Below are 19,086 nucleotides of genomic sequence, written 5' to 3'. Positions count from 1 at the left end.
GATGAAATGCGCGCCGGCATCGGGCCCGCCCGGCCCGGACGGGATCACTTTTGGCGGCGAGCCAGCCGCACCCATGCCAGCGCGGCCAGCAGCGCCGCGACGAGGACCAGGATGGGGGCGTTGCCGGTGCGGGCATAGAGCGTCAGGCCCGTCGTACCCTGCACGGTGGCGTCCAGCACGCCCGCGGTATGGGGCGCCAGCTCACCCACCACGCGCGCCTGGGCGTCGACCACGGCCGTCATTCCGGTATTGGTTGCCCGCAGCATGGGCCGGCCGGTTTCCCGTACGCGCATGCGCGACATCTGCAAGTGCTGAGGCAGCGCCAGGGAATTGCCGAACCAGGCGAGGTTGCTGACGTTGGCGAGGATGGTCGCCCCGGGGTCCGAGGCGCCGGGGCGCACGGCCGGCAGGAGCTCTTCGCCGAACACGTCCTCGTAGCAGATGTTCATGGCGATATGCTGCCCGCCGATGTCGAACGGCTTCTGCCGCGGCTGTCCGCGGTCGAAATCGCCCAGCGGCATGACCATCTCGTCCACGAACCAGCGGAATCCCGGCGGGACGAACTCGCCGAACGGGACCAGGTGGCGCTTGTCGTAGCGGCGGTCGACGTGTCCGCTGACCAGCCGTTCCGGCGCGGTCTGGCCGTCGAGCGTGATGACACTGTTGTAGTAGTAGTCGCGGTCGGCGCGGATGTCGCGCATGGCGACACCCAGCGCGAACGTCCCGCCGCGCACGGCGGCGCTGTCCACCCATTCTTTCCAGGCCTCGGCACTGAGCTGGTCCTGGAAGACCGGGACGGCGGTCTCGGGCAGCACCGTGAGCGTCACCGGCCGGCCGTCGGCGCGCGGCCGTTCGGCCAGATCGCGGTGCAGGTCCATGCCCTGCCAGATCTGGGCCGGGTCGAACTTGTCGGACAGCGGGATGTTGGCTTGCACGAGCCGCACGTCCAGCGCGGGGCCGTAGGGGCGCACCCAGGACCAGGCCGCGCCGGCCAGGCCGACCGCCAGCGCCGCGACGGCGGCGGCCAGGGCCGGCCAGCCGGTACGCAGGGCTACGCCGGCTTCGCCCCGGCGGCAAGCCGCGGCCACGATCCAGGCCAGTCCCGCCGCCGCCAGCGTCGACGCGAATGCGACGCCGTAGACGCCCAGCAGCGGCGCCCAGCCGTGCAGGGGCCCGTCGACGTGGGCATAGCCGACGTTGAGCCAGGGAAAGCCGGTGAACAGGACGCCGCGCAGCCATTCCGAGCCGGTCCAGGCCGCGGCCAGGGCCGGTATGCAAACGAGGGCCGAGGCGGTGCGTCCCGGCCCGGCATCGCCCGCCGGCCGCTGAGCGAGCCACCACGCCAGGCCGGTGGCGAGCGCCGGGTACAGCGACAGGTAGGCGGCCAGCAGGCCCACGCCCAGCGCCGCCAGCGGCGCCGCCATGTAGGCGTAGACGTGCAGGCTGATGTAGATCCACGAGACGCCGACCGCGAACGTGCCGGCGCCGAAGGCCGCGCCGATCCAGATGGCCCGCTTGAGCGTCGCGGCGCGCCAGACCAGCCAGCTCATCGCGCCGAAGGTCGACAGCTGGAGCAGCGGCAGGAACCACGCAGGGAACGGGGCCGGCGCGAAGGCCAGCCCGTGCAGCATGCCGAGGATCAGCGCGCCGGCCAGCGCGGCGTGGGGGATGGACACGGGTCGGATCAACCTTGGTTGGAGAACGCGGCTGCCGGCGCGACGCCGGGCGCCAGGCGGGAGACGCGCAGCCACAGGGCGCGGCGCGCGTCGGCCCGGATGACGTCGATGCGCAGGTCGTCGCGTTCGATGCGGTCGCCGCGGCGGGGAATGCGGCCCAGGGTGCCGGCCATCCAGCCGCCCACGGTATCGTATTCGTCGTCGTCCAGCGACGAGCCGAAGGTTTCGTTGAAGCGGCGGATGCTGGTCAGGGCCATGACGCGCCAGCGGTTCTTGCCGTCCGGGAAAATGGACTGCTCGACGCTGGCGTCGTCGAACTCGTCCTCGATTTCGCCGACGATCTGTTCCAGCACGTCCTCGATGGTGATGAGGCCGGCGGTGCCGCCGTGTTCGTCCACCACGATCGCGATGTGATTGCGGTTGCTGCGGAATTCCCGCAGCAACACGTTCAGGCGCTTGGATTCGGGGATGAACACCGCCGGCCGCAGCAGCGTGCGCAGGTCGAGTTCGCGGTCCACCATGTAGCGCAGGAGATCCTTGGCCAGCAGGATGCCGATGACGTTGTCGCGGCTGTCCTCGAACACCGGGAAGCGCGAATGGGCGGTTTCGATGATGGTGGGCAGCAGGGCGTCGATGGGTTGCGAGACCTCGAGCATGTCCATGCGCGAGCGCGGGATCATGATGTCGCCCGCCGTCAGTTCGGACACCGCCAGCACGCCCTCGATCATGGACAGCGCCTCGGCGTCGAGCAGGTCCCGGCCGTAGGCGGCCTCGAGCACGGCCTTGAGGTCCTCGCGGTCTTCCGGTTCGCGGTGGATCAGCGCCGAAAGCCGTTCGAAGAAGGTTTTGGGTGTGTGTTTGGGCGCACGCGAGGCGTACGCCGGACTAGGGGAGGTGTCTGACATCGTCCTTGGAGGACAGTTGCAAAAGTTTAGGATACCCGATACGGGTCGGGTATTGCCATCTCGGCCAGGATGCGCGTTTCCAGCGCTTCCATGCGCTTGGCGTCGCGCTCGTTCAGGTGGTCGTAGCCCAGCGAATGCAGCACGCCGTGCACCACCAGGTGGGCGGCGTGATGCAAAAACGGCTTTTTCTGGGTCTTGGCTTCCGCCGCGAGCACGGGCAGGCAGAGCACGATGTCGCCGCCGACCACGCCGTCCGGTCCGGCGCCGTACTCGAACGTCAGCACGTTCGTGGCGTAGTCGCGCTGCCGGAACTCGCGGTTCAGGCGACGCCCTTCGGCCGAGCCCACCAGGCGCAGCGTCAGCGCGACGCCCGCCACGCCGGCAAGCTCCGGCGCCCGCAGCGCCCGGGCGATCCAGCGCCGCAAGCGCCAGCGCGGCAGGCGCGGCTCTTCCTTGCCGTACTGCACCGCGAGCGAGAGCGCCGGCACGGCGGGCGCCTCAGCGGCCCGGGGACGTCTTGGCATGCTTTTCGTAGGCATCGACGATGCGCGCCACCAGCGGGTGGCGCACCACGTCGCCGCTGGTGAACTGGGTGAACGAAATGCCGTGCACCGACGACAGGACCTGCGAGGCGTCCAGCAGGCCGCTGCGCTGGCCCCGGGGCAGGTCCACCTGCGACGGATCGCCCGTAATGACCGCCTTGCTGCCGAAGCCGATGCGAGTGAGGAACATCTTCATCTGCTCCGGCGTCGTGTTCTGCGCCTCGTCCAGGATGACGAAGGCGTGGTTCAGCGTGCGCCCGCGCATGTAGGCCAGCGGCGCGATCTCTATGGTCTGCTTCTCGAACAGCTTGCCGACGCGCTCGAAGCCGAGCAGGTCGTAGAGCGCGTCGTACAGGGGGCGCAGGTACGGGTCGACCTTCTGGGTCAGGTCGCCGGGCAGGAAGCCCAGCCGTTCGCCCGCCTCGACCGCGGGCCGGGTGAGCACGATGCGCCGCACCGATTCCCGTTCCAGCGCATCCACCGCGCACGCCACCGCCAGATAGGTCTTGCCGGTGCCGGCGGGTCCCATGCCGAACGAAATGTCGTGCGCCAGGATGTTGCGCAGGTAGTCGCGCTGGCGAGGGGTGCGGCCGCGCAGGTCCTGGCGGCGCGGCAGGCGCAGCACGACTTCCGCCTCGCCGGGGGTGCCTTGCGGCGGCGTGTCCTCGTCGGCATCGTGGGCCGCGGTCATGGCGCCCAGCTCGACCAGGTTCAATTGCAGCTCGTCGACCGACAGCGGATGGTCTGCCTGTTCGAACAGGTATTGCAGCGCGGCGCCGGCCGCATCGGCGCGCTCGCCTTCCAGCGTGATCCGGTGGCCGCGGCGCGCGAGTTCTACGCCGTAGGCTGCGGCGAGCTGGCGCAGGTTCTCGTCCAGCGGTCCGCAAAGATTGGACAGCCGGGTGTTGTCGTCGTCCAGCGTGACGACGACCGGGGCGGCGCGGCGGTGGGCGGCGCGGGTAGAGGCCGCCGTCATGCGGGCGTGCCCGGCGCGGCCGCGGTGTCGCGCGTGACGACCTCGCCACGCAGCGTATGCGACATCGCCGCCGTGATGCGGATGTCGGCCAGCTGGCCGACCAGGCGCGCCGGCGCGGGGAAGTTCACGATACGGTTGTTTTCCGTACGGCCCATCAGTTCGCTCGCATCCTTGCGCGACGGTCCTTCGACCACCACCCGCTGGATGGAGCCGATCATGCCGCGGCTGATGGCGGCGGCCTGTTCGTTGATCCGCGCCTGCAGGCGCTGCAGGCGCGCCAGCTTGACCGCCTGCGGCGTGTCGTCGGCCAGGTCGGCGGCAGGCGTGCCCGGGCGGCGAGAATAGACGAACGAGAAAGAGGCGTCGAAGCCGACGTCCTCGATGAGCCGCATGGTTTTCTCGAAATCTTCCTCGGTCTCGCCGGGGAAGCCGACGATGAAGTCCGACGACAGCGCGAGGTCGGGGCGCACCGCGCGCAGCTTGCGGACGATGGACTTGAACTCCAGCGCCGTGTAGCCGCGCTTCATCGCCATGAGGATGCGGTCGCTGCCCGCCTGCACCGGCAGGTGCAGGAAAGAAACCAGCTTGGGCAGGCGGCCATAGGCCTCGATCAGCCGCGGCGTCATTTCCTTCGGGTGCGAAGTGGTGTAGCGGATGCGCTCGATGCCCGGGATGTCGTGCACGTATTCGAGCAGCAGCGCGAAATCGGCGATCTCGGCGCTGTCGCCCATCCTGCCCCGGTAGGCATTGACGTTCTGCCCCAGCAAGGTGACTTCCTTGACGCCCTGGTCGGCCAGGTCGGCGATCTCGGTCAGCACGTCCTCGAAGGGGCGCGAGACTTCTTCCCCGCGCGTATAGGGGACCACGCAGAAGCTGCAATACTTGCTGCAGCCTTCCATGATCGAGACGAAGGCCGTGGGGCCTTCGACCCGCGCCGGCGGCAGGTGGTCGAACTTTTCGATTTCCGGGAAGCTGATGTCCACTTGCGAGACGCCGGAGGCCCGCCGCCTGGCGATCAGCTCGGGCAGCCGGTGCAGGGTCTGCGGCCCGAACACCACGTCCACGTAGGGCGCCCGGGCGACGATGGCCTCGCCTTCCTGGCTGGCGACGCAGCCGCCCACGCCGATGACGAGATCGGGTTTCTCGCGCTTGAGCATCCTGGCCCGCCCGAGGTCGGAGAACACCTTTTCCTGCGCCTTCTCACGCACGGAACAGGTATTGAAGAGGATGATGTCCGCGTCTTCCGGGCGGTCGGTGACCTCCAGCGGCTGGTCGGCATTGAGCACGTCCACCATCTTGTCCGAGTCGTACTCGTTCATCTGGCAGCCGAAGGTGCGGATGTACAGCTTGCGGGGAGTGGCGGTGCTCATGTCAGCAACACCCCTGCGGTCCGGAGAGGACGGCGGATGGAGAGGAGGCGAATATCGTTTTCATGGTGGTTGCCGTAGCGGGGTTATAGCCCGGGGGCACGAAAAGCGGAAAACCTGCCTGGTCTCGTAGTAGGCCGGCAAGGCGAGGGTGGACCTCGCATTTTAACAGAGCGGGGCGCTTTTCCGGCTTTCGCCGCCCGCCGGACCGGTCCCGGGCGTCGCGTGGCGGACGTTGCGCATTGTTCAGGACTCTGTCAGTACACCAGGGCTAGACTGCAAGCTCAGATGATTGCTTTGCCACCGCGGGTGCCGGTGGAATCCGCAGATCCCCGGCGCCTGGCAGAGTCGATCATCCGACACCGATACCGCGCTTCCCCCGCGAGCATATTGAGGCGCGGCATTGTGTGCTCCCTATTGGCCCGACAGTTTACTGTCGGGCCATTTTTTTTGCAGAGTCGCACGAGCTCTGCCTGCCGTCGGCGAACGGACCGGCGGCCCCGGCGTCTGACGGAGGGCGGCGGCGATTTGCGCGTTCTCCAGGAGGCTGTATATAATCTTGGTCTTACGTTTTTTGGCGCATTAGCTCAGCCGGTTAGAGCGACGGAATCATAATCCGCAGGTCCCCTGTTCGAATCAGGGATGCGCCACCAGAGCTTCCGGAAAAGCCCCCGCAGTTTGCGGGGGCTTTTTCATTTGAAGCAGGCCGAAACAAGGCTTGGGCAGGTCTTTGAATTGCTACCCCGCATCCCCGGAAGAGGCCGCTGGCACAGCCTCGAAAAAGGGACATGGATGCAGAACGGCAAGGACGAAGCGTCGGTCCGCTACAGCCGGACAGTGAAGAATTTGAAATCGTACGAGGAAGTCAGGATCGACCTGGTAGCACCGGAACTGGACCCGGGCGTCGCGGCGAAAATCCGCACATGGCTCTACATTCAACTCATTCGCGGAGACCTGGGCGCGCACGAGTTCTTCCTGAGCGAGGGCGCGCAGCGCGAGTGGAAGCTGAGCCTGCACATGGCATGTTCGGCGCTCGGCACTATCCGCGGGGTTATCGCCGTGGCGCGCTATCGCAGCGCCGCGCTGGAGGCGGAGTACTGACCCTCAGTTCAATGCGGCTTGTCCGCGGGCGGGCGAGGAAGGAAGCGGTTTCCCTTGTTGTCGACCAGATAGCCGTCCGTTTCGAGCAGCAAGAGGCGGCCATCGCGATGCTGGTACACGGGGCTGTCGATCTCGGCGCCCGGCCACTTGAGCGTGACACGGTGCGATTCCCCATCATGGTCCAGGAATTCGAGAAACGGAGGAGGAGAGCTAGCCATGGGAAAAGAGGGAGATGGCAGGTTTGTAAATTTTGCTCCTCGGCGATGCACTTGCCACTACATTTACAATCCATTGCAATGGTGAGAATTCGACGACGCTTCTCCTATTGAATGTTGCATTATTACAACTCCCCGGCCGGTGAATTGAATTTGACATGTCGTTGACAGGCGTAACGCGTAATCTGAGCAAGTCGGTCGGGAGTCAACGCGACTGACGTGAAGTAACCCGAACTTGCGCCAGCTCCGGCTGGCGTTTTTTTTCGCGCAGCGCCGGTGGCCGGACGGGCGTGGGGCTTTCCGGGAAAGAATGGGCACGGAAATGGCTGAGCCAATCGTGTCTTGTGGAGGTTCACCCGTGAGTCCAAAAACGACCCGTTTCCTGACATTGGCGGCGATCGTGGCCTTGATCGCCGTAGTTATTTCCATGGCGCCCTGGTGATTGCCCGGGCCGCGCGGGGAGATCCCGCGCTTAGTGTTCGCGCGCGAAATCGAACGATCGGAGCCAGCGTCCGCGGCTCTTGCGCTGTTGGGTGACCAGCGGCGGCAGATCGAAGGCATGGTCCCGCAGGGCGGGCGCGTCAACGGGCGCCTTGATGAGGCCGCTCAGCTTGTAAGGCGGCGCGGGCAAGGGATCGAAGCGCCGGCCGGTACGCGCCAGCCGATTCATTTTTTCGGCGTTATACAGGCGCCAGCCGGGGGGATCGCCCGCGCGGCCGTCGAGCTGCCAGGCGATCACGATGAGGGTGCCGTCGGTCGTCGACCCGATCGAATGGAGATGCGCGATGCGGGTTGCGCCGTTGTAGTGGAACTGCAGTTCCGACCTCAGCGCAATGGCAGCCGACAAGAGATTGCAGCGAGTTTCGTTGTGCATTGCACGTTCGTCAAAATCCTGAGAGTCCCTACGATGGTAGCGCCGGAAACGTGGGATCGCCAGAAAAATGTTGCAATGCACAATAGCAGTACGCGACGCACCGGACTGGCGCGCCGCGGCTCGCTTTGGTGCCGTGCCTCCGGACGCCCTCAGACTTCGAGCAGCTTGCGGTGGCCCGAGCCGGGAAGCGTGGCAAGACTCTTGTTCATCGACGCCCGGTATCCTCGTTCGTGCACCGTGTCGACATAGTGCCAGTCGGCGCGGATGCGCTCGGCGGTGGCGGTCAGCACCATGTAGCCGCGCAGGCTGGTGTCGGCGTACTTCAGGCTGCCGGCCCACTTGCCGCCGGCGGGCAGCGTGGACAGGTTCGCCAGGCCGGTGACCAGCGCGGCCAGCTGGGCCGGCGGCACGCCGTCGCCGAGGTATTCCTCGAACCCGGGCGAGGTGACCGAGGAGGTGGCGAATTCCACGCCCACCGCGGTTCCATCCTTGTCGCGCAGTTCACTGGCCCAGGCGTTGTGGGTGTCGCCAGCCAGTACGACGAGGTTTTTGTCGAGTTGCCGCGCCATGCCCAGGACCGTGTCGCGAGCTGCCCAATAGCCGTCCCACGAATCGAGGTTGTAGGGGATGCACGGCAGGGCGAGGAGGGCGCGCTCCTGCGCCGTGAGCGTCGGGTCGTTGGCCTGCTGCCGGGCCACCAATTGCGCGTAAGTGGCCGGATCGACGGCGTATTGCGGGGGAATGGCCACGTCGCCGAGCTGGCCGGCGGAGGACAGGAGGCCCAGCAGCACCGGCATGGGCAGGTGCACGGGGCCCATGAGCACCTGTTGGCCCAGCACCTGCCAGGTCGCCCCGGAGGCGCTCATGCGTTCTTTCAGCCATGCGGTCTGGGCCTGCCCCATCAGTTGGCGGCCGGGGGCGGCGACGTCGGCCGTGAAGTCGGCGACGAATTGCGCCAGGCCTGCCGCCGGATCGGGATTGCCCAGCAGCGCGCCGAAGTAGTCGGCGTAGGACAGCTGCTTGGCGCGCGCGAGCACGCGCGTATCGAGCATGTGCAGGGACAGCAGGTTGCCGAAGTCGAAGCTGCGGTAGATGACGTTCAGCGGGGACTGCGGGCGCGTGGGCAACCACTCGTGATAGGCCCGCACCGCGGCGGCCTTGCGCAGCGCGAAGTCGCCTTCGGTGTCGGGCTGATGGTTTTCCGCGCCGTCCTGCCACGTGTCGTTGGTGATCTCGTGGTCGTCCCAGACGGCAATGAAGGGCAGCGCCGCATGGACGGCCTGCAGGTCCGGGTCGCTGCGGTACTGGGCATAGCGGCGCCTGTAGTCGGCCAGCGAGACGATCTCGTTCGCCGGCTCGGATTGCCGGTTCATCGCCTGCGCCTGTTCCGAGGCATACCCGCTGCGTCCGTACTCATAGATGTAGTCGCCCAGGTGGACGGCGGCATCGAGGTCGTCGCGCTTGGCGGCTTCGGCGTACACGTGGAAATAGCCGGCGGGATAGTTGGAACAGGAGAAGACCGCCAGCCTGACCTGCTTGACCGAACCGGTGGGCAGGGTGCGCGTCCGGCCGATGGCCGAGACTTTGTCTTCATGCGTGAAGCGGTACCAGTATCGGGTGCCGGCCGCCAGGCCCGCCACGTCGATCTTGACGGTGTAGTCCTGGTCCGCATGGGCGGTTGCCGAGCCGCTCTTGGCGATGTTCTTGAAGGCCTCGTCCGTGGCCATCTCCCATTTGATTTCGGCCTCGTCGCCGGTGGCCGGAACGGCGCGGGTCCAGATTACGACGCGGTCGGCCAGCGGATCGCCGCTGGCCACGCCATGGGTGAAGCTGACATCGACGGAGTCGCTGCCGTCGCCGCCGCAGGCGGCCAGGGCCAGGGTCGAGGCGGCGCTTGCGCCTCCCAGGGCGACGCCGCGCAGGAAGCGCCGGCGCGAAGTGGTATCGGTCATGTTCGTCGTAATCGCGTGGGGGAAACGCCGGGCAGGCTACCCGCCGCGGGTGACAACGAAGTGAATGGGCGTGCCTACGGCGCCGCGGGCGCGTGCTGTCCCAGCACTTCCTGGATGAGAGTGCGCAGCCAGATGCTCTTGGGATCGTCGTGGAAGCGGCGATGCCAATATTGCTTGAGGTCGTAGCGGCGGATGGGGAAGGGAGGCTCGATGATGCGTGCGTTGGCGCTTCGCACATGGAGTTCGGCGACCGCCCGGGGGAGCACGACGATCAGGTCGCTGTCGTTGATGAGCGTGCCCAGGCTCATGTAGTGAGAGGTGCGCAAGGCGATCTTGCGCTCTATGCCGCGCGCCGCGAGTTCCTGTTCGAACATCTCCTGGCTGCGGCCGTCGTCGCGCACCAGCACGTGTTCCATGTCGAGGAATTCGGCGAGCGTCATGGAGGGGCCGGCCAGTGGATGCTCTTGCCGCACCAGGCAGGTCAGGTCGTGCGAATAAAGCCGCTGCTGGAAGATGAAATTGGACTGCAGGTCGGGAAAGTAGCCCAGCACCGAATCGACCCTGCCGTCGTACAGGGCGCCTTCGAGCTCGGCCGGCAGCAGGCCGATGGTCCGCAGGCGCGCGCCGGGCGCTTCCGCGCGGATGCGCCGGTACAGCGCCGGCAGGAAGACCGCCTCGCCGATCTCGCTCATGCACAGCGTGAGTTCGCCCGTGAAGCGGGCAGGCGAGAATTCCGGGTTCGGCAGGATTTCGTGATCGATGACCTGGATGACCTCGCGGGTGCGGGCGATGATGCGCTGCGCGCGCGGCGTGGCTTCCATGCGGGCGCCGCGCCGCACGAACAACTGGTCGCCCAGCGAGGCGCGCAAGCGCGACAGGGCGGCGCTGGCCGCGGGCTGGCTCATGGACAGGCGGTTCGCGGCGGCGCTGACGCTGCCCGTGTCGTAGATGGCCACCAGCACCCGCAGCAGGTTGAGATCGGTCTTCACGGCATGTCTCTCGAGCGGGAACGCCACGGCATATTATTCGATAATCAAATACTTGATATTGAAAATATTTGCTATTGGAATTCTTCGGCTGTCGGTACATTTCGGCCGTGAGCACGGCGATGGCCGCCCCATCGCAACGAAGCCCACCCACAAGGACAAGGCGCGAGTCGCCGACAGGAGACGTATTCCATGCAGATGAATGACTCACGTATAGCCGCCCTCGTCCTGGCCTGCCTGGGCGGCATCGCCGCCGGCACGGCGCAGGCCCAGGTGAAGATAGGCTTCATGGCCGAGCTCTCGGGCCCGCAGGCCATGCTGGGCCAGGACATGTACGACGGCTTCATGCTGGCCGTCGAGCAGGAGGGCGGCAAGCTCGGCGGCGTGCCGGTTACCATCGTGCGCCGCGACAGCCAGCTCAAGCCCGAGGTCGCCACGCAGATCGCCGACGAGTTGATCGAGCGGGAGAAGGTGCCGCTGGTGGCGGGGCTGACGTTCTCGAACGTGGCCATGGCCGTGACCCGCAAGTTCGCCGCGGCGCAGGTGTACGTGGTGTCGGGTAATGCCGGACCTTCGCCCACCGCCGGCTCCGCCTGTACCCCCTATTTCTTTTCGGCCGCCAAGCAGAACGACCAATTCGCCGAAGCCAGCGGCACCTACGCCAAGCAGCAGGGCTATGCGCGCGTGATCGCGCTCGCGCCCAACTACCAGGCGGGCAAGGATTTCGTCGCCGGCTTCAAGCGCAACTACGGCCAGCCCTTGGCCGACGAGATCTATACCCCGCTTGCCCAGCTCGACTTCTCGGCCGAGATCACCCGCATCGCCGCGGCCAAGCCCGATGCCGTCTACGCCTTCTACCCGGGCGCCAACGGGGTGGCTTTCGTGCGCGCCTACGGGCAGGCGGGGCTGTTGGGAAAGATCCCGCTGCTGACCAACGCGGCGGCCGACGGCACCAACCTGCCCGCCCTCAAGGAGGCCGCCCTGGGGGTGTTCAACAGCAGCAACTGGGGGCCGGACCTGCCCAATGCCGAGAACCGGCAGTTCGTCGAAGCCTTCGAGGCCAAGTACCAGCGCATCCCCTCGGAATACGCCGCGCAGTCTTATGACGCCGCGCGCCTGATCGGCTCGGCGCTCAAGGCCACCGGCGGCAAGGTGGACGACAAGGCGGCCCTGGGCAAGGCCTTGCGTGCCGCCGATTTCAAGTCGGTGCGGGGCAATTTCCGGTTCAACACCAACAACTATCCCATCCAGGATTTCTACATGTTCGTCGCCGCCAAGGATGCCCGGGGACGGGTCAGCCTGAAGACCGTCTCCAAACCGCTGCCCGACGCCAAGGACAGCTTCCACGCGCAATGCCGCATGTCGTGAGGCGGGCATGGAGTTTCTGAAGAACTGCTGGTACATGGCCGGCTGGAGCGACGAGCTTCCCGCCGGCACGCTGCTGGCCCGCACTTTCCTGGAGCAGCCCGTGGTGCTGTTCCGCCAGGGGAACGGGACGCCGGTCGCGCTGCTGGATCGCTGCCCGCATCGCGTGGCGCCCTTGAGCCGCGGCACGCTGGTGGGCGATACATTGCGGTGCGTCTACCATGGGCTGCGCTTCGACGCCTCGGGCCGCTGCGTCGAGAACCCGCATGGCGCCATTCCGGCCAAGGCCTGCGTACCCGGATTTCCGCTGGCCGAACGCGACGGCATCATCTGGATCTGGATGGGCGAACCGGCCGCGGCCGACCGGGCCCGCGCGCCCGACCTGGCGCACATGGCGCGCGTGCCCGCCACGGCGCAGTCGCGCGGGTCCATGCCGTCGGCCTGCCACTATCAATTGATCGTGGACAACGTCGCCGATCTCAGCCATGTGGAGTACCTGCATGCCACCACGCTGGGCGGCGGTGCCTTCGTCGAGAACCGCCCGGTCGTATCCGAGCAGGGCACCGACGTAGTCATCGAACTGCGCAGCCGGGGGCAGGCCGCGCCGCCGGTCTACGACCGCTTCCTGCCCCAGCCGGGAGTCCCGGTGGATTTCGTCAACCGGGTCACCTGGAGCCCCGCGGGGCTGCTCAAGCTCGACATCAGCGTCGCGCCGCTGGACGCGCCGCCCGAGACCGGGCTGCGCACCTTCAATGCCCACATCGTCACGCCCGAGACGCGGTCCTCGTCGCATTACTGGTACTGGCTCACTCGCGAGTATCGGCAGGAAGACGCCGACATGACGCAATTGCGGCACGCCCTGATGACGCGGGTCTTCGTCGAGGAGGACAAGCCCATCATCGAGGCGCAGCAGCGGCTGCTGGGCGGGGCCGACCTGTTCGACACCCAGCCCGTGCTCCTGGCTACCGACACCGGTTCGATCCGCATCCGGCGCATCATGAGGCAACTGCTCGCGCGGGAGGCCGCGCCCGCCGCGTAGCAGGCTGCGGTGTCTCGCAGCGGCGACGTCCGGCAAGGCGGGAAGGCCGGGCCGGCGACGTCATTGCAACACCTCGCCGGCCGCGTCGCGCCAGGGCGCGGCGGCCTTTCGGGCGGGGTCGCATCACGTTTGATTACGTATGTAGCAATAGGCATACACAAGCGCGGTGTACAGTCAGCCTACCGAAAGCCAAGTGTGCTTGCTGCTTGCGCCTTGTGGGCGCGGCCTCGCGGCTTCGGGTTCTATCGGGAATGACATCATGATCAAGAAGACGTTGGTCGTTGCGATGGCGTGTGCCGGCATCGCCCTGGGCGCTGCGGCCCAGGCCAAGGGAGATCGGGACTGGGGCCGCGGCCATGGCCATGGTCATGGCCACTACGAGAAGCATGGCCGCTGGGATCGCGACCACTGGCGCGACCGCGACTATCGCAAGGGATATCGCGATGGCTATCGCGACGCCCCGCGCGTCATCCACCGTGGCTGGGCGCCGCCGCCCCCGCGCCGCTGGGTGCGCGGCGACCGCCTGCCCAATTACCATCGCGGCGGTTATTATGTGGTCCATGACTGGCACGCGCACCGGTTGTACCGGCCTCGTCCGGGGTATCAATGGGTGCAGGTCGGTTCCGAGTACCTGCTGGTCGCGATCGCCTCCGGCATCATCACCAGCATCATCCTCAACCAATAGCCCTCGTCGTCCGCCAGGACATCGGAGCGGGATCCCATGTTCATGCGGTACTCGCGCCTGAGGGCGTGCGCGGCGGGTTGCCTGGCGCTGGCGGCGGCGATGCCGCTGTCGGCGCAGACCATACTCCATAACGAGAAATCGGCCTTCGAGGACATCGTGGTCTACGAGTCCGCGGGCGAGCGCTGCATGAAGTTCGGCAGCGTGTCCGCGCCTGGCCGCCAGACCTGCCAGTCGCCCGAGCGGCCCCAGGCGCTGCTGTTCGACTACACCCGCATGATGATGGCTTCGCTTTATCTGCGCCCGGATCCCCGGCGGATTCTCGTCATCGGACTGGGAGGCGGCAGCCTCCCCATGGCGCTGGCCGCCGCGGTGCCCGCCGCGCACATCGACGTGGTCGAGATCGATCCTGCAGTGGCGCGGGTGGCGCGGCGCTTCTTCGGCTTCAAGGAAGGGCCGGCGATGCGGGTGCACGTGGCCGACGGGCGCGAGTTCGTGCAGGCGGCGGCGCGAGGCGGCGAACGCTACGATCTCATCATGCTCGACGCCTTCGACGAGACCTACATCCCGCGGCATCTGTCGACGGTGGAATTCATGCGCGAGGTGCGAGCCATCCTGGAGCCCGAAGGCGTGCTCGCGGCCAATACCTTTTCGTCCAGCGGCTCGTATGCGAGCGAATCGGCGACCTATGCCGAGGTGTTCGGCGATTTCTACAACCTGCGCAGCGCCAACCGCGTGATTCTCGCGGTGGCCGGGCGCCTGCCCGACCGCAGCGCCGTGGCCGCCCGCGCCCGCGCCTGGCAGCCGCGGCTCGCCCCGATGGGAATCGACGATGAGCGGCTGCTGTCCATGTTCACCACCCGGCGCGATTGGCCGCGCGACGCCAGGCCGCTGCACGACTGAATCAACGCAGCAGGGAAGCGGGGTCTTCCCGGTGCAGCCGGCGGACGGCGAACAGGCCGGAGATCAGCGCGATGCCCATCACGAGGACCGCGCAAACCAGCGCCACCACCGGACTCATGCGCACCGGCACATTCTGGCTGTGCGCCACGGAGAGCAGTATGGCGCACAGGACGGCCGCCAGCGCCGTGCCGGTCAGGCCCACGCCGAAGGCTTGCTGCAGCACCACGGTACGCAGCGAGGCCACTCCCACGCCCATGGCCTTGAGCGTGGCGTAGGCCCGCATGGATCCCGCGATGGCGGCGATCAGCGTCTGGCTGGTGATGGCCGCCCCCGCCACGAACACCACGGCGGCCAGGAACAGCACGCCCGCGCCGGCGCCGGTCTGCAGCAGCCAGTACAACTGGGTTTTCTTGGAAAACGCCTTGCTGGTCCAGACCTCGTAGGCGCCGAAGCTGCGGTGGTGCGAGATGCGGTCGCGCACGGCCAGGGCCTGCGCCGGGTCGCGCACCTTGGCGACGAAATAGGTGGGGAGGTCGCCTTCCTCGGGCGAACTGATCAGGCGCGCGGTATCGGACGAGGCCAGCACGTTGGCGCCGTCGAGCGCGCGCAGGCCGCTGACGACGCCGACCACGCGAACGGGATGGCCATTGAGCGTGGCCTGGCCGCCCAGCCGCGTGCCCAGTTTGTGCAGATCCGCGCGGTCCACGATGATGGTGCCGATCTCGGCCAGCCGCTCGCGCAGGTCCAGCGGCAGCACCCTGGAAAACAGCATGCCGTCCGGCCGGATGTTGATGCCCGACACCGCCACGCTCATGCCGCCGCGCACCTCGGGGCTGCGCCATTCGGCATAGCGCAGGTAGAAGGGCTCTACGGCGGAGATGCCCGGGTCCATGCGCAGGGGCATTTCGATGTCCGGATTCAGCGCGAGCCCCTGGTCGATGCTCTGCGTGCCCGGCGAACCCACCCACAGGTCCCCGCTGGAGCCGTTGATGTAGACCGCGGCATTGCCGAAGATGCCGAGCACCAGCCCGGCCTGCGCCAAGAGCAGCAGCCCCGAGAAAGCCACCGCCACCACCGCCGGCAGGAACCGGGGCCATTCGTGTATGAGAGTCTTGCGCGCCAGCATGTCAGTCCCGCCAGGCAACGCCCGCAGCCACTTCCGCCGTCCCCCCGGCACACCCAGGGCACCGCGGATCCGGCTCCGCCGGTCCGCCAGTGCCGCCCCCTTGAGGGGGCGTGCGAAGCGCGTAGGAAGTGGGCACCCCCCCTCCTCCCACCGCCTTGTGCAGCGAGATGAAGGCCAGGTCCTGGGCCAGCGTCGTGGCCGATAGCGCCAGCCCGGCCTGGATGCGGCGCGAGGCCAGGTCGGCGTTGTCGAATTCGCTCGACAGCTTCGAAGCCGTGAGCCGGCGGGCGTGGTCGGACGCGCGCTCGAGGGCCTGGAGCGCCCGTTCCTCGGCTTCGCGGCGCTGGCGGTACTCGTCCAGTTCGATCAGCGCCGACTCGGCCTCGGCCACGCCATTCAGGACGGCCTGCCGATAGGCCAGCAGCGCGGCCTCGAGTTCGTCGCCGCGAGCGCGTTCGGTGGCCTGCCGCCGTCCCCAGTCGAACAAGGGGATGTCGATCAGGGGGCCGAGTGAGAAGATCGCCTGCGTACTCGTGGCGGCGTCGCCCCGGCGATTGAAGTTGTTGGCGAAGTTGCTCGCGATGGTCAGCGAACCGCCCAGGCCCAGGCGCGGATAAAGATCGGCGCGGGCGATGCCCAGCGCACCGGCGGCGTCGAGCACGCGCGCCTGGGCCATCTGGATGTCGGGGCGCGTGCGCAGTATGTCGGCCGGCGCGCTGCGGATGGCGGCGCGCATCGGCGCGACCGTGGTCGCGGCCGGCGCGCGGGTCCAGGCCGGATCAGGCTCGTTGCGGCCCAGCAGCGTTGCCAGCCGCAGTGCGCTCTGGCGTATTGCCACGCCGGGATCGGCGAGCGCGGCGCGTGCCTGTTCCAGCGCCGCCTGCGCCCGCTCGGTGTCGATCCGGGACGCCAGGCTCGTGCGTTGCCGCAGCGATACCAGTTCCACCTGGCGTTCCTGCAATGCCACCGCTTCGTTCAGCAACTGTTCGCGCGCCTGGGCGTGGCGCAATTCCCGGTATGTGCGGACCACTTCGGCCACGACGCTGACCCGTGCGCCCTGCAGGGTCGCGGCGGCGGCGTCGAGGTCGGCGCGCGCGAGCCGCTCGGCGGCTTCCGAGCGGCCGAAGAGGCCCAATTCCCAGGTCGCGTCGAAGCCGGCCTGGAAGTAAGAGCTGCGGGCATCGGCCGCGACCGCGTCGCGGGTGCGGAACGCGAGCTCGGGACGGTAGGGGGTGTCGGCCACGCCGTGCAGCTTGCGCGCTGCCTGCAGGCGCGCGTGCGCCTCGGCGACGGTGAGGTTTTCCGCCAGGGCCTGCTCGACGAGGCCGTCGAGCAGCGGATCGCCGTAGGCTTTCCACCACGAGGCCGGGTCGGGCGCCGGGGCGCCGGCGCGGGTGTTATGCCACTGCGCCGGCACGTCGGCCTGCAGCGTGGGCTCGGGAATGCTGGCGCATCCTGCGAGGACCGACGCGGCGAGAACCAGCGCGGATCGGAGTGCTGAACGAGCCAGGCCGGCGGACTTGGGCGGCGCGGAACGGGAAAGCGGCATGACGTAGGGCGTGGCTGTTTGGCGGGTCGACTCTGCGCGGACGTCCGCCTTGGGGCGGCGCGTTGCGGCCAGACGTGATCTTACTGTCAGTTGCGGCCGCGCGGGAGCCGAAGGAGCCGCCATGCGGGCCGGGAGGCGCGGCTTTCGATGCAGGCTAACCGAATGGTAATGGAAATGTTCCATGCCGCCGCGTACCCTATGCGCCTCTTACAACAGGGGCGGTCTTCAGGCCCTGTGGGCGCCTACAGCCCGCGGCATTTCTGCGATACTTCGCGATGCGGGTCGCGAAGGTCGTGGGGACTTTCCGATAGAACTCAATCATAAAGATAAGCGTTGGGCGCTCGGCCCACCATAACTGCGGCTGTAACTGATCTCCCCGAGGTTTCCCTTAATGAGCACCGAATCCCAACTGCTTGCCGACGAAGCGCAATACTGCTCGTTCGGCGATACCGTCCATTACGTCAATCCCCCCAAGATTTTCGACCGCTGCGAAGGCAGCTACATGTTCGATGCCCAAGGCACGCCGTATCTCGACCTGCAGATGTGGTATTCGGCCGTCAATTTCGGCTATGGCAACGAACGCCTGAACAACGTGCTCAAGCGGCAGCTCGACGTATTGCCGCAGGTCGCCAGCCAGTACCTGCATCCGACCAAGATCGAGCTGGCCAAGATCATCGCCCAGGACGCCGAGCGCAAGTTCGGCTACAAGGGCCGCGTGCATTTCAACGTCGGCGGATCGCAATCCGTCGAGGACTCCCTCAAGCTGGTGCGCAACGCTACCGAGGGCAAGAGCCTGATGTTCGCCTTCGAGGGCGGCTACCATGGCCGTACCCTGGGCGCCTCGGCCATCACTTCCAGCTACCGCTACCGCCGCCGCTATGGCCACTTCGGCGAACGTGCCCATTTCGTGCCGTTCCCGTATCCGTTCCGCCGCCCGCGCGGGATGACCCCCGAGGAATACAGCGAGCATTGCGTGGCCGGTTTCGCCCGCCTGTTCGAGACCGAGTACAACGGTGTCTGGGATCCGAAGGTGGGGCAGGCCGAGTATGCCGCCTTCTATGTCGAGGCCATCCAGGGCACGGGCGGCTATGTCGTGCCGCCGCCCGGCTTCTTCAAGGGCCTGAAGAAGGTGCTGGACCAGTACGGCATCCTGCTGGTCGTCGACGAGATCCAGATGGGGTTCTATCGCACCGGCAAGCTCTGGGCCATCGAGCATTTCGGCGTCAAGCCCGACGTGCTGGTATTCGGCAAGGCGCTCACCAACGGGCTGAATCCGCTTGCCGGCCTGTGGGCGCGCGAAGAGCTGATCAACCCCACGGTGTTCCCGCCGGGCTCGACCCATTCCACCTTCGCCTCCAACCCGCTCGGCACCGCCGTCGGCCTGGAGACCATGAAGATGCTGGCCGAGACCGACTACGAATCCATGGTGATGGCGCGCGGCGCGCATTTCCTGGAAGGCCTGAAGGACCTGCAGAAGCGCCACCGCGAGATCGGCGATGTCGACGGCCTGGGCCTCGCGCTGCGGGCCGAGATCTGCACCGAGGACGGGTTCACGCCCAACAAGCCGCTGCTCGATCGCATGGTGGACATCGGCTTGTCCGGCGATCTCGACTACAAGGGCAAGAAGATGGGGTTGGTCCTGGACGTGGGCGGCTACTACAAGAACGTCATCACGTTCGCGCCGTCGCTGCACATTACGCCGGAAGAGATCGACCAGGGCCTGGCCCTGCTCGACCAGTTGCTGACTCGTGCAAAGAACGGCGGTTGATGGCGCCGGTCCGGGGGCATCCCCGGATTTCCTACGGCCGTACCTGAACCGGCTTGAACC

Annotated in this window: 17 protein-coding genes and 1 tRNA gene; 7 read left to right on the top strand and 11 right to left on the bottom strand. The window is 67.4% G+C overall.

Annotation, left to right across the window (positions count from 1 at the left end; genetic code table 11):
• Positions 1-44 precede the first annotated feature (44 nt).
• Genes lnt through miaB form a run of 5 tightly spaced genes read right to left on the bottom strand, consistent with a single transcriptional unit; the run spans position 45 to position 5,469 of the window.
• Positions 45-1,631 carry an apolipoprotein N-acyltransferase gene (gene lnt / locus CDO44_RS17580; RefSeq protein ID WP_144389548.1) on the bottom strand — a complete coding sequence of 529 codons (1,587 nt, stop codon included), beginning with the start codon at positions 1,629-1,631 and terminating at the stop codon, positions 45-47.
• A 53-nt stretch (positions 1,632-1,684) separates the two neighbouring features.
• Entirely contained in the window at positions 1,685-2,581 is an 897-nt protein-coding gene (locus CDO44_RS17575; RefSeq protein ID WP_087781577.1) for an HlyC/CorC family transporter, read from the bottom strand.
• A 26-nt stretch (positions 2,582-2,607) separates the two neighbouring features.
• Positions 2,608-3,105 carry an rRNA maturation RNase YbeY gene (gene ybeY / locus CDO44_RS17570; protein WP_087781576.1) on the bottom strand — a complete coding sequence of 166 codons (498 nt, stop codon included), beginning with the start codon at positions 3,103-3,105 and terminating at the stop codon, positions 2,608-2,610.
• The gene (locus tag CDO44_RS17565; protein ID WP_087781575.1) at positions 3,080-4,099 is read right to left on the bottom strand and encodes a PhoH family protein; all 1,020 of its coding nucleotides are present in this window, start codon (positions 4,097-4,099) and stop codon (positions 3,080-3,082) included. Before CDO44_RS17565 ends, ybeY begins: the two co-directional genes overlap by 26 nt.
• Positions 4,096-5,469 (bottom strand): tRNA (N6-isopentenyl adenosine(37)-C2)-methylthiotransferase MiaB, encoded by a 1,374-nt coding sequence (gene miaB / locus CDO44_RS17560; RefSeq protein WP_087781574.1) that lies wholly within the window; start codon positions 5,467-5,469, stop codon positions 4,096-4,098. Before miaB ends, CDO44_RS17565 begins: the two co-directional genes overlap by 4 nt.
• A gap of 573 nt (positions 5,470-6,042) precedes the next feature.
• On the opposite strand from miaB, the gene CDO44_RS17555 reads away from it, so the two are divergent.
• Both CDO44_RS17555 and CDO44_RS17550 read left to right on the top strand, forming a co-directional pair.
• A tRNA-Met gene (locus tag CDO44_RS17555) sits at positions 6,043-6,119 on the top strand.
• Positions 6,109-6,567, top strand: a complete 459-nt coding sequence (locus tag CDO44_RS17550) for a hypothetical protein (RefSeq protein ID WP_144389542.1) — start codon at positions 6,109-6,111, stop codon at positions 6,565-6,567. Before CDO44_RS17555 ends, CDO44_RS17550 begins: the two co-directional genes overlap by 11 nt.
• An 8-nt stretch (positions 6,568-6,575) precedes the next feature.
• On the opposite strand, the gene CDO44_RS17545 is transcribed toward CDO44_RS17550, so the two are convergent.
• From CDO44_RS17545 to CDO44_RS17530, 4 genes are all read right to left on the bottom strand, one after another.
• Positions 6,576-6,785, bottom strand: coding sequence for a hypothetical protein (locus CDO44_RS17545; RefSeq protein WP_087781572.1), 210 nt, complete (start codon positions 6,783-6,785; stop codon positions 6,576-6,578).
• A 469-nt stretch (positions 6,786-7,254) separates the two neighbouring features.
• Positions 7,255-7,656 (bottom strand): hypothetical protein, encoded by a 402-nt coding sequence (locus CDO44_RS17540; RefSeq protein WP_087781571.1) that lies wholly within the window; start codon positions 7,654-7,656, stop codon positions 7,255-7,257.
• Between the two features lie 149 nt (positions 7,657-7,805).
• A complete protein-coding gene (locus CDO44_RS17535; protein WP_087781570.1) occupies positions 7,806-9,608 on the bottom strand; it encodes an alkaline phosphatase in 1,803 nt (600 codons plus the stop codon).
• A 74-nt stretch (positions 9,609-9,682) separates the two neighbouring features.
• Positions 9,683-10,597, bottom strand: coding sequence for a LysR family transcriptional regulator (locus tag CDO44_RS17530; protein WP_087781569.1), 915 nt, complete (start codon positions 10,595-10,597; stop codon positions 9,683-9,685).
• Positions 10,598-10,792: 195 nt separating this feature from the next.
• Here CDO44_RS17530 and CDO44_RS17525 point away from each other — a divergent pair, with 195 nt between their 5' ends.
• From CDO44_RS17525 to CDO44_RS17510, 4 genes are all read left to right on the top strand, one after another.
• On the top strand, positions 10,793-11,962 hold the full coding sequence (locus CDO44_RS17525; RefSeq protein ID WP_233146248.1) for an ABC transporter substrate-binding protein: 1,170 nt from the start codon (positions 10,793-10,795) through the stop codon (positions 11,960-11,962).
• Positions 11,963-11,969: 7 nt separating this feature from the next.
• Entirely contained in the window at positions 11,970-12,998 is a 1,029-nt protein-coding gene (locus CDO44_RS17520; RefSeq protein WP_087781567.1) for an aromatic ring-hydroxylating dioxygenase subunit alpha, read from the top strand.
• A gap of 259 nt (positions 12,999-13,257) precedes the next feature.
• Complete coding sequence (locus tag CDO44_RS17515) at positions 13,258-13,683, top strand: RcnB family protein (protein ID WP_087781566.1); 426 nt, start codon at positions 13,258-13,260, stop codon at positions 13,681-13,683.
• Between the two features lie 36 nt (positions 13,684-13,719).
• The gene (locus CDO44_RS17510; protein ID WP_087781565.1) at positions 13,720-14,583 is read left to right on the top strand and encodes a spermidine synthase; all 864 of its coding nucleotides are present in this window, start codon (positions 13,720-13,722) and stop codon (positions 14,581-14,583) included.
• A gap of 1 nt (position 14,584) precedes the next feature.
• Here the strand turns inward: CDO44_RS17510 and CDO44_RS17505 are convergent, their stop codons facing one another.
• Positions 14,585-15,709: an ABC transporter permease gene (locus CDO44_RS17505; RefSeq protein ID WP_087781564.1), complete on the bottom strand. Its 1,125-nt coding sequence runs from the start codon at positions 15,707-15,709 to the stop codon at positions 14,585-14,587.
• A 1-nt stretch (position 15,710) separates the two neighbouring features.
• Positions 15,711-17,258, bottom strand: coding sequence for a TolC family protein (locus CDO44_RS17500; protein ID WP_158213325.1), 1,548 nt, complete (start codon positions 17,256-17,258; stop codon positions 15,711-15,713).
• Between the two features lie 391 nt (positions 17,259-17,649).
• On the opposite strand from CDO44_RS17500, the gene CDO44_RS17495 reads away from it, so the two are divergent.
• On the top strand, positions 17,650-19,026 hold the full coding sequence (locus CDO44_RS17495; RefSeq protein WP_087781562.1) for an aspartate aminotransferase family protein: 1,377 nt from the start codon (positions 17,650-17,652) through the stop codon (positions 19,024-19,026).
• The last annotated feature ends 60 nt before the right edge of the window (positions 19,027-19,086 follow it).

It is taken from the genome of Pigmentiphaga sp. NML080357 (genome assembly GCF_002188465.1).
GTDB lineage: Bacteria > Pseudomonadota > Gammaproteobacteria > Burkholderiales > Burkholderiaceae_B > Pigmentiphaga.
The sequence above is the reverse complement of the archived record's forward strand: the minus strand, read 5'-3'. Positions and strand labels throughout refer to the sequence as shown.

Excerpts from the sequence above, each read along its gene's own strand:
- CDO44_RS17540 (WP_087781571.1), bottom strand. The coding sequence starts at position 7,656 with ATGCACAACGAAACTCGCTGCAATCTCTTGTCGGCTGCCATTGCGCTG.
- lnt (WP_144389548.1), bottom strand. The coding sequence starts at position 1,631 with ATGCTGCACGGGCTGGCCTTCGCGCCGGCCCCGTTCCCTGCGTGGTTC.
- CDO44_RS17520 (WP_087781567.1), top strand. The coding sequence starts at position 11,970 with ATGGAGTTTCTGAAGAACTGCTGGTACATGGCCGGCTGGAGCGACGAG.
- CDO44_RS17550 (WP_144389542.1), top strand. The coding sequence starts at position 6,109 with ATGCGCCACCAGAGCTTCCGGAAAAGCCCCCGCAGTTTGCGGGGGCTT.
- CDO44_RS17495 (WP_087781562.1), top strand. The coding sequence starts at position 17,650 with ATGAGCACCGAATCCCAACTGCTTGCCGACGAAGCGCAATACTGCTCG.
- CDO44_RS17545 (WP_087781572.1), bottom strand. The coding sequence starts at position 6,785 with ATGGCTAGCTCTCCTCCTCCGTTTCTCGAATTCCTGGACCATGATGGG.
- CDO44_RS17525 (WP_233146248.1), top strand. The coding sequence starts at position 10,793 with ATGAATGACTCACGTATAGCCGCCCTCGTCCTGGCCTGCCTGGGCGGC.
- CDO44_RS17505 (WP_087781564.1), bottom strand. The coding sequence starts at position 15,709 with ATGCTGGCGCGCAAGACTCTCATACACGAATGGCCCCGGTTCCTGCCG.
- CDO44_RS17535 (WP_087781570.1), bottom strand. The coding sequence starts at position 9,608 with ATGACCGATACCACTTCGCGCCGGCGCTTCCTGCGCGGCGTCGCCCTG.
- miaB (WP_087781574.1), bottom strand. The coding sequence starts at position 5,469 with ATGAGCACCGCCACTCCCCGCAAGCTGTACATCCGCACCTTCGGCTGC.
- CDO44_RS17515 (WP_087781566.1), top strand. The coding sequence starts at position 13,258 with ATGATCAAGAAGACGTTGGTCGTTGCGATGGCGTGTGCCGGCATCGCC.
- ybeY (WP_087781576.1), bottom strand. The coding sequence starts at position 3,105 with ATGCCAAGACGTCCCCGGGCCGCTGAGGCGCCCGCCGTGCCGGCGCTC.
- CDO44_RS17575 (WP_087781577.1), bottom strand. The coding sequence starts at position 2,581 with ATGTCAGACACCTCCCCTAGTCCGGCGTACGCCTCGCGTGCGCCCAAA.
- CDO44_RS17510 (WP_087781565.1), top strand. The coding sequence starts at position 13,720 with ATGTTCATGCGGTACTCGCGCCTGAGGGCGTGCGCGGCGGGTTGCCTG.
- CDO44_RS17565 (WP_087781575.1), bottom strand. The coding sequence starts at position 4,099 with ATGACGGCGGCCTCTACCCGCGCCGCCCACCGCCGCGCCGCCCCGGTC.
- CDO44_RS17500 (WP_158213325.1), bottom strand. The coding sequence starts at position 17,258 with ATGCCGCTTTCCCGTTCCGCGCCGCCCAAGTCCGCCGGCCTGGCTCGT.